Annotated in this window: 12 protein-coding genes; 5 read left to right on the forward strand and 7 right to left on the reverse strand. The window is 71.6% G+C overall.

The annotated features are described in order from the left end of the window. Positions 1 to 128: 128 nt before the first annotated feature. A complete protein-coding gene (locus A4E84_RS25555; RefSeq protein WP_174569459.1) occupies positions 129 to 635 on the reverse strand; it encodes a MarR family winged helix-turn-helix transcriptional regulator in 507 nt (168 codons plus the stop codon). A 163-nt stretch (positions 636 to 798) separates the two neighbouring features. Here A4E84_RS25555 and ilvA point away from each other — a divergent pair, with 163 nt between their 5' ends. From ilvA to A4E84_RS25570, 3 genes are all read left to right on the forward strand, one after another. Continuing rightward, on the forward strand, positions 799 to 2,028 hold the full coding sequence (ilvA, locus tag A4E84_RS25560) for a threonine ammonia-lyase (protein ID WP_062928782.1): 1,230 nt from the start codon (positions 799 to 801) through the stop codon (positions 2,026 to 2,028). A 171-nt stretch (positions 2,029 to 2,199) separates the two neighbouring features. After that, positions 2,200 to 3,177 (forward strand): ATP-binding cassette domain-containing protein, encoded by a 978-nt coding sequence (locus tag A4E84_RS25565; RefSeq protein ID WP_062928783.1) that lies wholly within the window; start codon positions 2,200 to 2,202, stop codon positions 3,175 to 3,177. Continuing rightward, a complete protein-coding gene (locus A4E84_RS25570; protein ID WP_062928784.1) occupies positions 3,174 to 4,031 on the forward strand; it encodes an ABC transporter permease in 858 nt (285 codons plus the stop codon). Before A4E84_RS25565 ends, A4E84_RS25570 begins: the two co-directional genes overlap by 4 nt. A gap of 58 nt (positions 4,032 to 4,089) precedes the next feature. On the opposite strand, the gene greA is transcribed toward A4E84_RS25570, so the two are convergent. After that, positions 4,090 to 4,587 (reverse strand): transcription elongation factor GreA, encoded by a 498-nt coding sequence (gene greA, locus A4E84_RS25575; RefSeq protein ID WP_062928785.1) that lies wholly within the window; start codon positions 4,585 to 4,587, stop codon positions 4,090 to 4,092. A gap of 179 nt (positions 4,588 to 4,766) precedes the next feature. Then, entirely contained in the window at positions 4,767 to 5,165 is a 399-nt protein-coding gene (locus tag A4E84_RS25580; protein ID WP_062928786.1) for a DUF4307 domain-containing protein, read from the reverse strand. A gap of 147 nt (positions 5,166 to 5,312) precedes the next feature. On the opposite strand from A4E84_RS25580, the gene mca reads away from it, so the two are divergent. Together mca and A4E84_RS25590 are read left to right on the forward strand one after the other, a co-directional pair. Then, positions 5,313 to 6,194, forward strand: a complete 882-nt coding sequence (mca, locus tag A4E84_RS25585) for a mycothiol conjugate amidase Mca (protein WP_062928787.1) — start codon at positions 5,313 to 5,315, stop codon at positions 6,192 to 6,194. Beyond that, positions 6,187 to 6,480: a hypothetical protein gene (locus A4E84_RS25590; RefSeq protein ID WP_079129113.1), complete on the forward strand. Its 294-nt coding sequence runs from the start codon at positions 6,187 to 6,189 to the stop codon at positions 6,478 to 6,480. The genes mca and A4E84_RS25590 overlap by 8 nt, the downstream gene beginning before the upstream one ends. A gap of 24 nt (positions 6,481 to 6,504) precedes the next feature. Here the strand turns inward: A4E84_RS25590 and A4E84_RS25595 are convergent, their stop codons facing one another. The 4 genes from A4E84_RS25595 to A4E84_RS25610 form a co-directional block, all read right to left on the reverse strand. Continuing rightward, on the reverse strand, positions 6,505 to 7,494 hold the full coding sequence (locus tag A4E84_RS25595; protein ID WP_237305001.1) for an alpha/beta hydrolase family protein: 990 nt from the start codon (positions 7,492 to 7,494) through the stop codon (positions 6,505 to 6,507). Then, positions 7,491 to 8,834: a CHAT domain-containing protein gene (locus tag A4E84_RS25600; RefSeq protein ID WP_062928789.1), complete on the reverse strand. Its 1,344-nt coding sequence runs from the start codon at positions 8,832 to 8,834 to the stop codon at positions 7,491 to 7,493. Before A4E84_RS25600 ends, A4E84_RS25595 begins: the two co-directional genes overlap by 4 nt. Before the next feature lie 13 nt (positions 8,835 to 8,847). Next, the gene (locus tag A4E84_RS25605; protein WP_159029619.1) at positions 8,848 to 11,610 is read right to left on the reverse strand and encodes a tetratricopeptide repeat protein; all 2,763 of its coding nucleotides are present in this window, start codon (positions 11,608 to 11,610) and stop codon (positions 8,848 to 8,850) included. Between the two features lie 206 nt (positions 11,611 to 11,816). Further along, positions 11,817 to 15,017 (reverse strand): tetratricopeptide repeat protein, encoded by a 3,201-nt coding sequence (locus A4E84_RS25610; RefSeq protein ID WP_062928791.1) that lies wholly within the window; start codon positions 15,015 to 15,017, stop codon positions 11,817 to 11,819. Between the last annotated feature and the right edge of the window lie 87 nt (positions 15,018 to 15,104).

Raw genomic sequence — 15,104 nt, forward strand, 5'->3', positions numbered from 1 at the left:
TGTCGGGGGCCCGGTCTCATATCAGGCCAGGGACGGCCCCGAGGTCAAGAGCCGCGCACGGCCCGGACGGTGCCACGCACGCGTGGAGGCCCGGCCGTCGTACGCGGCGCCCCCGCGCGGCAGGGCGTTCAGGACGCCGGGTCCGCCTCCGGCCCCGGCACCCCCTGGGCCGCCATCCGGGAGGACAGGGCGCTGTTGAAGCGCGTGAGGAGGTCGCAGAACGCCTCGCGCTCCTCGGGCTGCCAGTCGTGGGTCAGTTCGGCCATCAACTGCCGTCGGGAGGAGCGCACTTCCTCCAGGCGGGCCTGTCCGCGCGGGGACAGCTGCAGCACCACCGCGCGCCCGTCCTCGGGGTGCGAGGTGCGCTTGACCAGGCCGGTGTCGACGAGCGGTGCCACCTGCCGGGTGACCGTCGACGAGTCGATCCCCATGCTCGCGGCGAGCGCCTTGACGCCCATCGGGCCTTCCTTGTCGAGACGGTTGAGCAGCAGGTACGCGGCGCGGTCCATGGAGTTGCGCACCTGCCCGACTCCGCCGAGCCGGGTCTGTTCGGCACGGCGGGCGAACAGCGCCACCTCGTGCTGCAGCGTGTCGAGAAGACCGGTGTCACCGACGGTCGTCATGTCCATCGACATTTCAGGTGTTGTGGGCATGGCCGGGGGCTCACTTCGTGGAGGGCTGGCAGATTGGGGGACAGGGTACGCGGCCGGAAGGCGGGCCGTACCGGCGCTGCGCAAAGCGGGTCTCGGAGGTTGGTCACAACGGTCGTTCCCGCCTGTGAACTGCGATGCTGGAGTCATGAGCTACAGCACGGCTGACTCCTTTCGGCCCGTCACCCTCGACGACGTGCGCGGCGCGCAGAAGATGCTCTCGGGTGTGGCGCGGGTGACCGCGATGGAGGGCAGCAGGCACCTGTCCCAGATGGTCGGTGCGCCGGTTCACCTCAAGTGCGAGAACCTCCAGCGGACGGGCTCGTTCAAGCTGCGCGGCGCGTACGTGAGGATCGCCGGTCTGCTGCCGGAGGAGCGCGCCGCGGGTGTCGTCGCCGCGAGCGCGGGCAACCACGCGCAGGGCGTCGCCCTCGCCTCCGCCCTGCTCGGCGTGCGCTCCACGGTGTTCATGCCGAAGGGCGCGCCGCTGCCCAAGGTCAGTGCCACCCGGGACTACGGGGCCGAGGTGCGGCTGCACGGCCAGGTCGTCGACGAGACGCTGGCCGCGGCACAGGAGTACGCGACCGAGACGGGTGCGGTGTTCATCCACCCCTTCGACCACCCCGACATCATCGCGGGGCAGGGCACGGTGGGCCTGGAGATCCTGGAGCAGTGCCCGGAGGCGCGCACGATCCTGGTCGGCATCGGCGGGGGCGGGCTGGCCGCCGGGATCGCGGTGGCGGTGAAGTCCCTGCGGCCGGACGTGCGGGTCGTGGGCGTGCAGGCGGCCGGCGCGGCGGCGTACCCGCCCTCGCTGGCGGCGGGCCGGCCGGTGTCGGTCGAGAACCCGGCGACCATGGCCGACGGCATCAAGGTCGGGCGGCCGGGCGACGTGCCGTTCGGGATCGTCGGCGAGCTGGTCGACGAGGTGCGCACGGTCAGCGAGGACGAGCTGTCGGCCGCGCTGCTGCTGTGCCTGGAGCGGGCCAAGCTGGTCGTGGAGCCGGCCGGGGCGAGCCCGGTCGCGGCGCTGCTGAGCGAGCCCGGCGCGTTCGAGGGCCCGGTCGTCGCGGTGCTGTCCGGCGGCAATGTCGACCCGGTGCTGATGGAGCGGGTCCTGCGGCACGGCATGGCCGCGCAGGGCCGCTACCTGGCGGTGCGGCTGCGGCTGACGGACCGGCCAGGTGCTCTCGCCACTCTTCTGGGCGCGTTGTCAGTGGTCGACGCTAACGTCCTCGATGTGAGCCATGTGCGAACCGACCCGCGGCTCGGGCTCACGGAGGCGGAGGTCGAGCTGCACCTGGAGACGAAGGGCCCGGCGCACTGCGCCGAGGTGGGTCAGGCGCTGCGCGAGGCCGGCTACACGGTCATCGGCTGATCACAGGGCCATCGGCCTTGGCCGGCCCGGCTGCCGGTCCAAGATCCTTTCGTCTCACGGAATGCAACGAGGAAAAACGCATTGTGAGACGCGATACATCGCGTTATGGTGTGTTGGTGCGAAGCCTCACCGGACGTCTGTCCGGTCATCCCCGAAGACGTGGAGACTCATATGCCAGGCGCCATCTATGCCGAAGGTCTGGTCAAGACCTTCGGTGACGTAAAGGCCTTGGACGGCGTCGACCTGGACGTGCCCGAGGGCACGGTCCTCGGCCTGCTCGGGCCGAACGGCGCGGGCAAGACCACCACCGTCCGCTGCCTGACCACCCTGCTGCGCCCCGACAGCGGCCGGGCGGTCGTCGCGGGCATCGACGTGCTCAAGCAGCCCGACGCGGTCCGCCGCTCCATCGGCCTGTCCGGCCAGTTCGCGGCCGTCGACGAATACCTGACCGGCCGGGAGAACCTCCAGATGGTCGGCCAGCTCTACCAGATGCGGGCGAAGGCGGCGAAGGAGCGCGCGGCCGAACTGCTGGAGCAGTTCCACCTCACCGACGCCGCCGACCGCCCCACCAAGACCTACTCCGGAGGCATGCGCCGCCGCCTCGACCTCGCGGCGGCCCTGGTCGTCTCGCCGCCGGTGATGTTCATGGACGAGCCCACGACCGGCCTCGACCCCCGCAACCGCCAGCAGCTGTGGGAGGTCATCAAGCAACTGGTCTCCGGAGGCACGACGCTGCTGCTCACCACCCAGTACCTGGAGGAGGCCGACCACCTGGCGCACGACATCGCGGTGGTCGACCACGGCAAGGTCATCGCCCAGGGCACCTCCGACCAGCTCAAGGCCCGCACCGGCGGCGAACGCGTCGAGGTCGTGGTGCACGAACGCGAGCACATCCAGGCCGCCACCGAGGTCCTCGCCGGCTTCGGCAAGGGCGAGACCACGGTCGAGGAGCACATGCGCAAGCTCACCGCCCCCGTGACCGGCGGCGCCAAGCTCCTCGCCGAGGTCATCCGCGAGCTGGACACCCGGGGCATCGAGATCGACGACATCGGCCTGCGCCGGCCGACCCTCGACGACGTCTTCCTGTCCCTCACGGGGCACGTCGCCGAGGCCAAGGACCAGGAGAACGACAAGGAGGCCGCCCAGTGAGCGCCGTCACCGACACCGTGCGGGTCGCGCCGGCCGCGACCCCGGTCAGCCAGTCGATCCGCGACTCGATGGTCGTCGCCAAGCGGAACCTGATCCGCATGTCCCGGATCCCCGAGATGATCATCTACGGGCTGATCCAACCGATCATGTTCGTGGTGCTGTTCACCTACGTCTTCGGCGGCTCCATGCAGATCGGCAACAGCACCAGCGCCGCCGACTACAAGAACTTCCTGATGGCCGGCATCTTCGCGCAGACCGTCACCTTCGCCACCGCCAGCTCCGGCGCCGGCATCGCCGACGACATGCACAAGGGCCTCATCGACCGCTTCCGCTCCCTGCCCATGGCACGCGGCGCGGTGCTCACCGGGCGCACCCTCGCCGACTCCGTGCAGACGGCCCTGACCCTGGTGGTCCTCGCCGTGGTCGCCCTCCTGGTCGGCTGGCGCGTCGGCTCGGACGGCAGCACCAACGCCGCCAAGGTCCTCGCGGCCTTCGGCCTGCTGCTCCTGCTCGGCTACGCGTTCACCTGGATCGGCGCCCTGATCGGCATGTCCGTCCGGACCCCCGAGGCGGCCACGTCCAGCGGCCTGATCTGGCTCTTCCCGGTCACCTTCATCTCGAACGCGTTCGTGGACACCAGCCACATGACCCCGTGGCTTCGCCACATCGCCGAGTGGAACCCCTTCAGTGCCACGGTCCAGGCCTGCAGGGTCCTCTTCGCCAACCCGGGCCAGTCGACGTCGGACGCCTGGCCCATGCAGCACCCCGTGTGGGCCTCGCTGATCTACTCGATCCTGATCCTGGTGGTCTTCCGGACCCTGGCGGTGCGCAAGTACCGCTCGGCGACGGCATGACGATGCCCCCGGTGCCGCTCTGGCGCCGGGGGCAGATCAGGGCTCGGACCGCGGTGGGTCAGCCCTCGTACGGCTCGGCCTTCAGGATCTTCACCAGGGCCTTCTTGCCGTTCGGCAGCTCGTACTCCGCGTCCTCGCCGACCTTGTGGCCGATCACGCCGGTGCCCAGCGGGGACTGCGGGGAGTACGTCTCGATGTCGGAGCTCGCGTACTCGCGGGACGCGAGCAGGAACGTCAGCGTGTCATCCTCGTCGCCGTCGAACGCGATCGTGACGACCATGCCGGGAGCCACCGCGCCGTTCGCCGCGGGCGCCTCGCCGACCTTGGCGTTCTCGAGGAGCTGGGTGAGCTGGCGCACACGGAGCTCCTGCTTGCCCTGCTCCTCCTTGGCCGCGTGGTACCCGCCGTTCTCACGCAGGTCGCCCTCTTCGCGCGCCGCGGCGATCTTCGCGGAGATCTCCGCCCGCGCGGGACCAGTAAGGTGCTCAAGCTCAGCCTTGAGCTTGTTGTACGCCTCCTGGGTCAGCCAGGTGACGTTCTCGCTGGTCTGGGTCACAGGTGCTCCTCGTAGGTACTGGGAATACAAAGCATCGCCCTACACAGAAGAATGTTCCTTCACGGAAGGGCGAAACCACGAGCCTAACAATTCAGGGGCCCAAGGGGGAGGACATAAGCCACCAGATTTACGTCAAGGCAGGTCAGGCCCTACGGATTACAGGTGATGCCCGGTGGCCGTCAGCCGGTGTGGCAGCCCAGCAGCTCGGCCGTGGTCCCCGGGGAGGTCGTACGGAGCGTGACGACCTTGTCGATGCGGGTCCCGTCCCCGTCGAAGCGGAAGTCGGCCCGGCCCACCTCGGCCCCGTCCTCGGCCTGCGAGCGCACCGTGCAGTAGCCCTTGGCACCGGCGTCCTTGCGGACCTCCAGATGCACCTGCACGGACTTCTTGCCCGGCTCGAAGCTGATCACCTCGGCACTGATCTCGCTCTTGGCGACGTAGTGGTAGCCGAACCAGCCGACGAGCCCCAGCAGCGCCACCGCGAGGACGGCGCCCACGACCTTGAGCGTACGGTCGGCGCGCTCGTCCGAGGAACGGCCGTATCGGCCCTCGGGCAGTCGCGTGCTCGCCGTACTCATGATCGTCCTCCTGGCAGGGCCGGGACGAAGGTCCCGGAAGGGGCTCCAGCACCGGGCCCCGGAATTATTCGCCCCCCGATTCGGTCACTATAGAAGCCGCTGATTGCGCCGACGCACACAGGGCGCCGACTTACTGAGGATTGAGTCTTGACTGACCAGTTGCGACTGATGGCCGTTCACGCCCACCCCGACGACGAGTCGAGCAAGGGCGCTGCGACCATGGCGAAGTACGTGTCCGAGGGGGTGGACGTGCTGGTCGTGACCTGCACGGGCGGGGAACGCGGCTCCATCCTCAATCCCAAGCTCCAGGGCGACGCGTACATCGAGGAGCACATCCACGAGGTACGCAAGAAGGAGATGGACGAGGCCCGGGAGATCCTGGGCGTCAAGCAGGAATGGCTCGGCTTCGTCGACTCGGGCCTGCCCGAGGGCGACCCGCTGCCGCCGCTGCCGGAGGGCTGCTTCGCCCTGGAGGACGTGGACCACGCGGCCGGGGAGCTGGTGCGCAAGATCCGTGCCTTCCGCCCGCAGGTGATCACCACCTACGACGAGAACGGCGGTTACCCGCACCCCGACCACATCATGACCCACAAGATCTCGATGGTGGCGTTCGAGTCGGCGGCGGACACCGAGAAGTACCCGGAGGCGGAGTACGGCCCCGCCTACCAGCCGCAGAAGCTCTACTACAACCAGGGCTTCAACCGCCCGCGTACCGAGGCCCTGCACCAGGCGATGCTCGACCGCGGCCTGGAGTCCCCCTACGGGGACTGGCTCAAGCGCTGGGAGGAGTTCGGTATGAAGCAGCGCACGCTCACCACGCACGTCCCGTGCGCCGAGTTCTACGAGATCCGCGACAAGGCGCTGATCGCCCACGCCACGCAGATCGACCCGGACGGCGGCTGGTTCAAGGTGCCGATGGAGATCCAGAAGGAGGTCTGGCCGACGGAGGAGTACGAGCTGGCGAAGGCCCTCGTCGATACCTCCCTCCCCGAGGACGACCTCTTCGCGGGCATCCGCGACAATGCCTGACATGAGCGCAAGCGCAAGCCTGGCAATGACGCACCTCGTCTCCTTCGCCAAGGAGGTCGACGAGGACAAGGTCACCCCCGGCGTCCTCGGCTTCATCGTCTTCGCGGCGATGGCCCTGGCGGTGTGGGCCCTGATGAAGTCGATGAGCCGGCACATGAACCGGGTCGACTTCACCCAGGTCCCGGACCCGAAGGCGGAGCAGCCGGAACCGGCGGAGCAGGCCGCGCCGGAGGAGTCCGCCGAGAGCGCTGCCGGTGCCGGCAAGAAGCCGTCCGGGAACGGCTGACACCCGGCGGGACAGCAGGCGTCCTCACCGGGAGTGCGCGGCCAGGGACAGCAGCAGGTGCGCCGTCTCCGGCCGCAGATGATCGGAGTGGGCGCCTGCCGGGCCCTTCCCCCGGGTGAAGACATCGCTCGCGTCCACACTGACGAAACGGTGGTCGAGAGCGGCGAGGGGGTAGGGCTCGGCGGGCGGCAGCATCCGAACCGCTGACACCGGCGCTGGTGCGGTGCCGATGCCGGCATATCCGACGCCCGCCCGCTTCTCGGCCCGCAGGTGCCAGAAGCCGGTCGCGCGGTCGTGCTGGGAGTAGGTGGCGACCACCGGGCCGCGCAGGGGCGCCTCGGCGAGAGCGGTGAAGCGGGTCGCGAACGCATCGCGCGGGGCTGCCATCTGCAGCAGCAGCATCGAGTCCACCGTGAAGGGACGCCCGGGCGGCGTCGGCGTGCTCCAGCCCAGCGTGAGCGGCCCGTCCGCTGCCCACTGCACGGCTTCGCACAGGAAGCGGCAGCCGAAGGAGTGCCCGATCAGGTGCAGATACTGGCCGTCGCGGTTGGCCAGGACGGGCGGGGCGGCCGGGTCTCCACGCCGGTCGTCCAGATAGCCGAGCAGCCGGCCGATGACCCGGGCCGCATGACCCCGAGTGCTCATGGCGTGCGCCCGGTCCCGGATGAGCCGGTAGCCACCGAGCGACGGCAGGGAGCGGGAGGGCCAGCGGACCAGGACGGTCCAGGGGCGCCACGGCCGCAGTGCACGGTACGCCGCCGGGTCCTTCTCGTACTGGGCCGTGACAAGGGCCAGCAGACGGCGGATCGCGGCCAGGGCCGAATCGGAGCCGGTCTGCCATCCGTGGACGTAGACGAGGAGATCCGTCGCCCAGGCGGGCGGGGACAGTTCCTCGGCGAAGTGGTCGGCCAGTCGGTCGGCGGGCACCGCGCGTGGTCCGCGGGCGGTGTCCTCCAGCAGCCAGCCGTCCGGCCCGAGATCGATGGTGCGCACCGGTGCCTCGGGGGCATTCACACGGGCACCTCCTGATCGGCGTCGGAGCGGGCTCCGGAAGAGCGCTCCAGCCGGGTGTCCATGCCGTGGTGGAGGGCGTAGGCCAGACCCAGCGGATTGTGGAGTTCGGCGGCGAAGTACCGGGCCACCTCCAGGGCGATGCTGCCCGCGGTCTGCGTCCCGTCCAGGTAGCGGGCCAGGAACTCCAGCGCGTACTCGGCCGCGAAGACCTGGGGTATCTCTGTCTGCGGGCCCAGCACGCCCCGCGCTCCCGCGTCGACGAACGCCCGGCTCAGGAACTTGGCGTCCGCGCTTCCCTCGGGCAGCCCCGCATAGCAGGCGTTGAGGACGACGAACGGCTGGAAAGCATGGTCGACGCCGAACCGGCGCCGACGGTCCCGGATCGTGTGCGCGTCGATGCTCTTCTGGTCGGTCAGGCTGAGCACCAGGGAAGGCGGCTGCGGCCCGTCGGCGGCGAAGCGGCCGTGGCACCAGAAGTACATCAGCTGCTCGCACAGATCGGACCGGGCCAGCGCGCTCACCAGTTCCCGCCACGTGGACCGCTCGACGAACCGGGTCCCCTTGGCGAGGAGCGCGGCCACGTCAGCGGCCCGGGTGCGGCCCGCCCGGTCTACTCGGGTGTCGTGGTTGAGGCTGACGGCGGGCACGTCGGGAACCTCGCGCAGGCCGGCGAGCCACGGGTACGCGCCGCCGGTTTGCTCGATCTGATGGCGGTGGCCGAGGAAGCGGCTGAAGAGCGCGGACAGGGGCGAGGCCGTCGAGGAGGCCCCGGTGTCGGGCGCCAGGTCCTCGGGTGCCAGGCACACCATCGGCCAGGGCAGGTGCAGATCCGAGTCGAAGCGGATCCGCAGATCCTCACTGCCGGCCAGTGCCTCGGTCAGATAGCCGCGGAACCGGTCGATCCGCCGGTCGCTGCCGCCCAGCAAGGTGCCGTACAGCAACTCCGAGCCGACCAGGGCGAGTTCCTCCATGAGGGCGGTCAGTTCGTCCTCCGGGCGGGTGCGCAGGTCGACCAGGGACGCGTACGGCGTCTCCGGCTCACCCGGCACCGGCCGGCCGTCGGCCGTCAGCGGACGGTGGTCGACGAGGACCTCCTTCCACATCCGGCACAGGCGGGCCGCGGCGGCCCGTACCTCCGCCGGATGCACCGCCAGATCCACGCGGTGCTCGGTGCCGTACAACGGCTGTACGGCAGGGCCGTACAGCCGTGCTCTCAGACGGTCCTCGCCGAGGACGTCCAGGGACATCGTGATGTCCGGCCCCCGGGTCAACGCGTCGGGCAGCGCGGTGAAGCCGCGGCTGGGGTCCTGGATGATGCGGACCTGTAGCTCTCTTGGCATGCGCGGGGCGTTCCTAGCGGCCTCGGTGAGGGACGGCTTCGGGCGAAGTCAGCCCACGGTGCTCGTCCTGATCCAGGATGTCGAGTTCTGTTTCCACTTGCTGCAGGACCGTCCCGGTGCGTTCGAAGGCGATGGTGAAGCGGATGCGGTGGGTACCGATGCGATGCGCGGTGAAGCCGAACTCGGCGCCGTGCACGGTCTGTTCCGAGGGCAGCAGCAGTGCGCTTGCGGGGTCGACGGACGCGTGCGTGAGGGGCGTGGCCGTCACGGTCAGCCAGGGGCGCTCTCCCCGCGCCGCCGCCCAGGGGTGGCCGTCCTCAGGGGAGACCCGCACGAGCAGACGTGCGGTGGTGTCGTCGGAGGGGGAGTCGTCGAGCAGCGTGACCCGCACGCGGCAGCGTGCCGCGGCCTGGCCGGGCAGATCCAGGAACCAGGGGCCCGTGTGGCGGACGGCGACGTGGTCCCGGGCATGGGAGGGAATGGTCCGGCCTCCCAGCGCCCTCGAGCCGTCCAGGAACCGCGTGAGCTCCCGCATCAGCCGCTCCGGGTCCGGGACCGGGATGTCGCGCGGGAGGGAGGCGATGATGGCCGCGGCAGTGCGCCACTCCTCGTGCAACCGGCCGTGGTGCACGGCCCTTACGCCGGCCGTCCATGCCAGGCCGTAGGCGTCCCCCAGCGCCTGGAAGCGCTCCTCCGCCATGTTCAGGAGAGGCTCGTGGATGTCGGTGGGCCTGCGGCGGGCCACCATCTCCAGACCGGTCCACGCCGCACCGAGCGGGCATCCGATCTCCCCGAACAGGGCGAGGGCGGGACCCAGCGACACCAGAACGGACGCGGAGTGATCCCCGTCGCGGGCGGAGGGAAGAACAGCGATCCGGTGCTTCGCCCAGGCACGGCCCAGGTCGTCCCCGCACTCCACGGAGAACTTCTCGGCCGACTCCAGCGCCGCGCGGGCGCCACGGACGTCGCCCTGCTCCAGGGCCCAGGGGGCCATGTGCAGCAGCGTCCACGCCAGCCCGCGGACGTCCTCCGCGGCCGCGTGCTGTGCCTGCGCCTGCCGGGCCAGCTCCATGCCCGCGTCCTGCTCGCCGCTCCGCAGGGTGATCCGGAGCGACTCTGTCGTGACCCAGTTGCCGCCACGGGTGTCAGCGACGGACAGCAGCACCTCATCGGCCTCCTCGAGCAGACGGCCGGCTTCCGCTTCCCTGCCGCTCAGCAGGCACACCCGCGCGCTGTGCAGCAGCGACCAGCCGAGTCCGCGCCGGCACCCCGAGGCGCGGTGCAGGGTGGCCGCCCTGAAGAGTGCCTGCTCGGCCTCCGCCACCTCACCCCGGTCGCACCGGACTGCCCCGAGGATCAGCAAGGCCCAGGCCGTGTGCCGGTCCACGGTGCGGTCCTCGTCCAGCAGTTCCTCCAGCGCCTTCAGCGCGTCGCCCAGCCGGCCCGACCGGTAGAGGACGTCGGCCTTGTGGTGGCTCGCGGCCGGGTTCATCCACGTGTCGGTGTCGTACAGCTGCCCGGCCTGCTCCGGCAGGCCCAGGTCGGCGGCGAGGGAGCTCAGCGCCCGGCGCACGGGCAGCGTGGGCCACAGCCGGTGCAGCGCGACGAGCCGGTGAGCATCCCCGAGGACGGCCAGCAGCAACGCCAGACCGTCGGCGATGGCGTCCTGCTGCCGTCCCCGGGGCGCGTCCCCGGTGAGCAGGGACATGAACTCGTCCAAGTGGGGGACGAGTTCGGAAGGGTCGACGGGCCCGGGTTCCGGGCCGTGCCGGTGCTCCGGCAGGGCCCGGCCGTCCAGCAGTACGGCGGTGCTCTGCAGGACGCGCTCCGCCCAGAGGCTCGTCACCGCCCTGGACGAGGGAACGGGCGACGGACGCTCCGCCGTCCTCACGGCGTCCGCCACCGGCTGGGGCAGGCAGTAGGCCTCGCCGCTCCACCGCTGCACCAGCTCCTTGGCCAGCAGGCCGCCGAGCACGGAGCGTACGTCGCGCGGGTGGCTGTCCGGCGAGTACAGCCACTGCACGGCACGCGGGGTGAAGGGTGAAGCGGAGTTCCGCTCCGCGAGATGTCCCAGCAGGTCCCGCTCATCGGACGTACAGCCTTCCAGGGCCAGCCGGACGAGCCACTGAGGCCCTGACTCGTCCGTCTGTGCCTGCGACCGCGGCTTCCTCTCGTGGGCGATGAAGGAGCTCGTGATCCGGGCGAGTGCGGGCAGCCCCTGCGCAGCGTCGGTCAGGGAGGCCGCCCAGCGCGCGCGAGAGGACCAGGGCCCCCGGTCCGGCCAGGGCTCTCCGGTCACGCTCCGCGCGACGAGATCCCTGGTCGCCCTGACGTCCAGCGGCTTGACGGCGAGCAGTCGGGCGCCCGTGCGCCGCCAGCCGGCCTTCTGCCGTGAGGTGACGAGCACCGCCAGGCCGGGGCAGTCACGCAGGAAGGACAGCAGGGCCCGGCCCACGGGCGGCGGGACCCCGTCCAGAACGAGCAGACGGCCGGAGAGCCGCCGGGTGAGTTCATCGCGCAGGGTGCGCCGGAACGCACGGTCGTCACCCGAGGCCGCCCGCACGATGACGGCGCGGGCCGCTCGGCTCTCGCCGAGCAGCCGTAACAGTGTCGGTTCCACGTCCGAGCGGTCGGCGTCGTACAGGGAGACCCAGTGCGTCACGACGTTCAGCCGACGGCAGGCCTCGGCGGCCAGGGCGGACTTGCCGACGCCGGGCGGACCGTGCAGCACCAGCGGGGACAGGTAGCCGTGTCCGGACGGCGGTCGTGTGGCCACGTGGTCCCTCATCCACGCCTCGATCCGGTCGAGTTCGTCCGCTCGTCCGAAGAACCCACCGAAGTCCGGAGGCGGTGTCGGACACCGCAGGTCCTGTCGCAATGGCTTCCCCCCGTCGCCCGCCCGCACCGGCGCTGCTCTTCAACGGTCGCAGTCGCGCGGCGGCGACGCCAGCGAAACGTCCCACAACGACCCGCGCGAGAACCTCACTTCTGTTCTGTCGTGACCGCCACGCCCATCACCTCCCGCGCATGCCGGTCCGGGACCATGCCGAGGCGCCAGGCCTGCCAGCCGGCCTCCAGGGTCACGCCCCGCTCCAGCAGCAGCTGGTACGCGTCGAGGTAGTCGTCCAGCTTCCGGTCGCGCAGTTCGTGGCTCGCGCGGGACAGCTGCGTCAGCTCCTCCTGGGCCACCGCCGTACCCACCTCCATGCCGCCCGGGGCCGCATACGGCAGCAGGGTGCAGCGCAGGAAACGGGCCCAGTCCTCGCCTCGGCGGTCTCCGTAGGACGCGAACAGCTCCACCGCCTCGTCGCACAGGGCCAGAGCCTGCTGGGTGCGGGCGTTGCCCGCGTCCACGACCGCCAGCTCCAGGCACGTCCAGGCCTCGCCATGAGCGACGCCGATGCGCTGGAAGTCGGCCCGGGCGTCGACCAGGAGCTGGCGGGCGAAGCCCGAATTGCGCAGCGAGCCCGTCTGGGCCGCCCGCTGGTCGCGGGTGACGCGCGCCGAGTGGTGGCGGGCGCAGGCCAGACCGTAGACGTCACGCATGCGGGAGAACATCGTGCGGGCGCGCTCCAGTTCGCGGACCGCCTGATCGAGATCGCCCGTCTCCTCCAGGGCCTGGCCCAGGTAGTACAGCGACCAGGCCTCGCCGCGCGCATCCTCGTTGTCGCGGTGCCGGGCCGCCGCCCCGCGCAGCTCCTCCACCGCCGGGGACGCGTCCCCGGCGACCAGCAGCGCACGGGCCAGCTGCGTCAGGGCCCACGCCTCACCACGGGCGTCACGGGTCCGCCCGTACAGCTCCAGGGCCGCCCGCAGCTCGCCCTCGGCCCGCGGGACGTCGCCCATGCGCAGCCCCAGCTGACCGAGCTGGAAGTGCGCCCACGCCTGGCCGTGCACGGACTCGCCCCGCCGGTGCAGGACCAGCGACTCGGTCAGCAGCTCCAGCGCCTCCGCCAGCCGGGCCCGGTCCCGCTCCACCGCCGCGAGGGCGTGCATCGTCCACGCCCGGTCCACCGCCAGCGCGGGCGAGGCCTGGAGGGCAAGTGCCTCGCGCAGCTTCGCCGACGCCTCCGTCAGGTTGCCCTGGTGGTGCAGCGTGATGCCGAGGGAGCACAGCGCGCGGGCGGCACCCGCGTCGTGGTGGGCCTCCCGGTAGAGGTCCACGACCGAGGCGAGAGTGGTGCGGGCCTTGTCGAGTTCGCCGAGCTGCCGGGCCGCAATACCCGTACGCCACTGCACCGAGCGCACCATCAGCCCCTCGTCCACCGCCTGCGCCAGCTCGCTGATCTCGCCCAGGCGGTACAGGTCGCCCCGCAGCAGGCAGTAGTCGCACAGGGCGCCCAGCAGGTTCAGCACCGCCGCCTGGTTCACACCCTCGGCATGCCGCAGCGCCGCCGTGATGAAGCTCGACTCGTCGTCCAGCCAGCGCAGCGCCTCGTCGAGGGAGGTGAAGCCGTAGGGGCTGAAGCGGTTCGTCCGGGTCGACATGTTGCCGTCGACCATCCGCAGCACCGAGTCGGCCAGTTCCGCGTAGTTCACGATCAGCCGCTCCTGCGCCGCCGTGCGCTCCGCCGGCTCCTCCTCGTCGAGCAGGCGGGCCTGCGCGAACGAACGCACCAGATCGTGCAGCCGGTAGCGGTCGCCCCGGACGTGGTCGATCAGACCGGCCCGGGTCAGCACCCGCAGATGACGCTTGGCCTCCGCCTCGTCCGTCGCCAGCAGCGCGGCGGCCGCGGCGGCACCCAGCGAGGCCCGCCCGGCCAGGGCCAGCCGGCGCAGCAACCGCCGTACGGTCTCCGACTGGTCGGTGTAACGCAGCCACAGGGCGCGTTCGACCGGCTCGACCGGGCCGTAGGCGTCGAGGTCCGTCGCCAGCGCGCGCGGCGAGCGCGGACCCAGGCACGAGCCCGCGATGCGCAACGCCAGCGGCAGCCCACCGCACAGCTCTCTGACCCGGTCCGCGGACTCCGCGTCGTACGGCCCGGAACGGTCCTGCGCCGCCGCGCCCAGCAGCTCCTCCGCACCCGCCGCGTCCAACGGTGCCACCGCCAGCTGGTGCACCCGCGCGGGCAGGCCCTCCAGCTCCAGCGGGCCCCGCGCGGTCACCAGCACCAGGCTGTCGGACCGCTCCGGGATCAGGGCGCGGACCTGCTCCGCGTCGGCGGCGTCGTCGAGGACGACCGTGACCGGCAGGCCCGTCAGATGCTGGTGATACAGCTCGCTCAGCCGCTTGACCTGCTGGTGGGGCGAGGACCGCTCGCGGAACAGCAGCTGCTCGCGGGGAGCGCCGAGCCGGTTCAGCAGATGCAGCAGCGCGTCACGGGTGGACAGCGGGGACTCGCCCGGCCCGTCCGCGCGCAGGTCGACGACACAGGCACCGCGGAAGTAGTCCCTCAGATCGTGCGTAGCGTGCACCGCGAGCGTCGTACGGCCGCTGCCGGGCGTGCCGTGCAGCACGACCACGGTCGGCTGCGTCTGTGTGCTCGCCCGGGCCGACTGCACCCACTGCCGGATCTGCGCCAGCTCGTGCCGCCGCCCCGCGAACGGCTCCGCCTGTTCGGGGAGCTGCCCGAAGGACTGCTCCAGCACATTGCGCCCGCGTGCCGCCGCGCTCTTGTCCGCCCCCCGCAGCCGCGGACCCGGCTTCTTCCGCCCCGTCGAAGCCGCGAGCACCCGCTGCTGGTCCAGGAACGGCCGGATGCCCCGCACCTCCAGCGCCGTCAGCCACTGCAACCGCAACTGCTCCGGGCCGCCCGGCTGGCTCACGGCACCGGCACGGCGATGCGCGGCCGGCAGATGCGACCCGACCACCTTCACCACCGTCGCCGCGGCCCCCACGGCACCCACCGTCACACCCGCCCCGAGAGCCGTCCCGGTCCCCGTGCCCAGCGCAAGGTCGGCGACGACGGCCGCGACCGCCGCGACCCCGGCCACCAGCAGCGGCGTCCCGGCGCCCTCCCGGGCGTAACGCTGCCCGAAGGTCTGCTGACCGGCCGCCGCCTCGTCCAGGGCGCGCGTGAAGGCCTCGTACTCGTCGCCCGCACTCCGCGCCATCGTGTCGAGCGCCCCGCGCGCCCGCGCGAGCAGCACCTTCCCGTCACTGCGCCCGCCCGAGCGACGCACCTCCTCCTCCACGGCCCGCACCAGCAACCGCTCGGCCTCCGCCCGATGAGCGTCCCGCATGTCACGTCCCCCTCCGGCGGCAACTCCTTTGCGTCTGAGTGTCCTTGGTGGGAGACGCGAGCGCGAGGGGGCGACGATCAACGGATG

The organism is Streptomyces qaidamensis, assembly GCF_001611795.1.
Lineage (GTDB): Bacteria > Actinomycetota > Actinomycetes > Streptomycetales > Streptomycetaceae > Streptomyces > Streptomyces qaidamensis.

Excerpts from the sequence above, each read along its gene's own strand:
- A4E84_RS25555 (WP_174569459.1), bottom strand. The coding sequence starts at position 635 with ATGTCGATGGACATGACGACCGTCGGTGACACCGGTCTTCTCGACACG.
- A4E84_RS25565 (WP_062928783.1), top strand. The coding sequence starts at position 2,200 with ATGCCAGGCGCCATCTATGCCGAAGGTCTGGTCAAGACCTTCGGTGAC.
- A4E84_RS25610 (WP_062928791.1), bottom strand. The coding sequence starts at position 15,017 with ATGCGGGACGCTCATCGGGCGGAGGCCGAGCGGTTGCTGGTGCGGGCC.
- A4E84_RS25580 (WP_062928786.1), bottom strand. The coding sequence starts at position 5,165 with ATGAGTACGGCGAGCACGCGACTGCCCGAGGGCCGATACGGCCGTTCC.
- A4E84_RS25590 (WP_079129113.1), top strand. The coding sequence starts at position 6,187 with ATGCCTGACATGAGCGCAAGCGCAAGCCTGGCAATGACGCACCTCGTC.
- A4E84_RS25600 (WP_062928789.1), bottom strand. The coding sequence starts at position 8,834 with ATGCCAAGAGAGCTACAGGTCCGCATCATCCAGGACCCCAGCCGCGGC.
- ilvA (WP_062928782.1), top strand. The coding sequence starts at position 799 with ATGAGCTACAGCACGGCTGACTCCTTTCGGCCCGTCACCCTCGACGAC.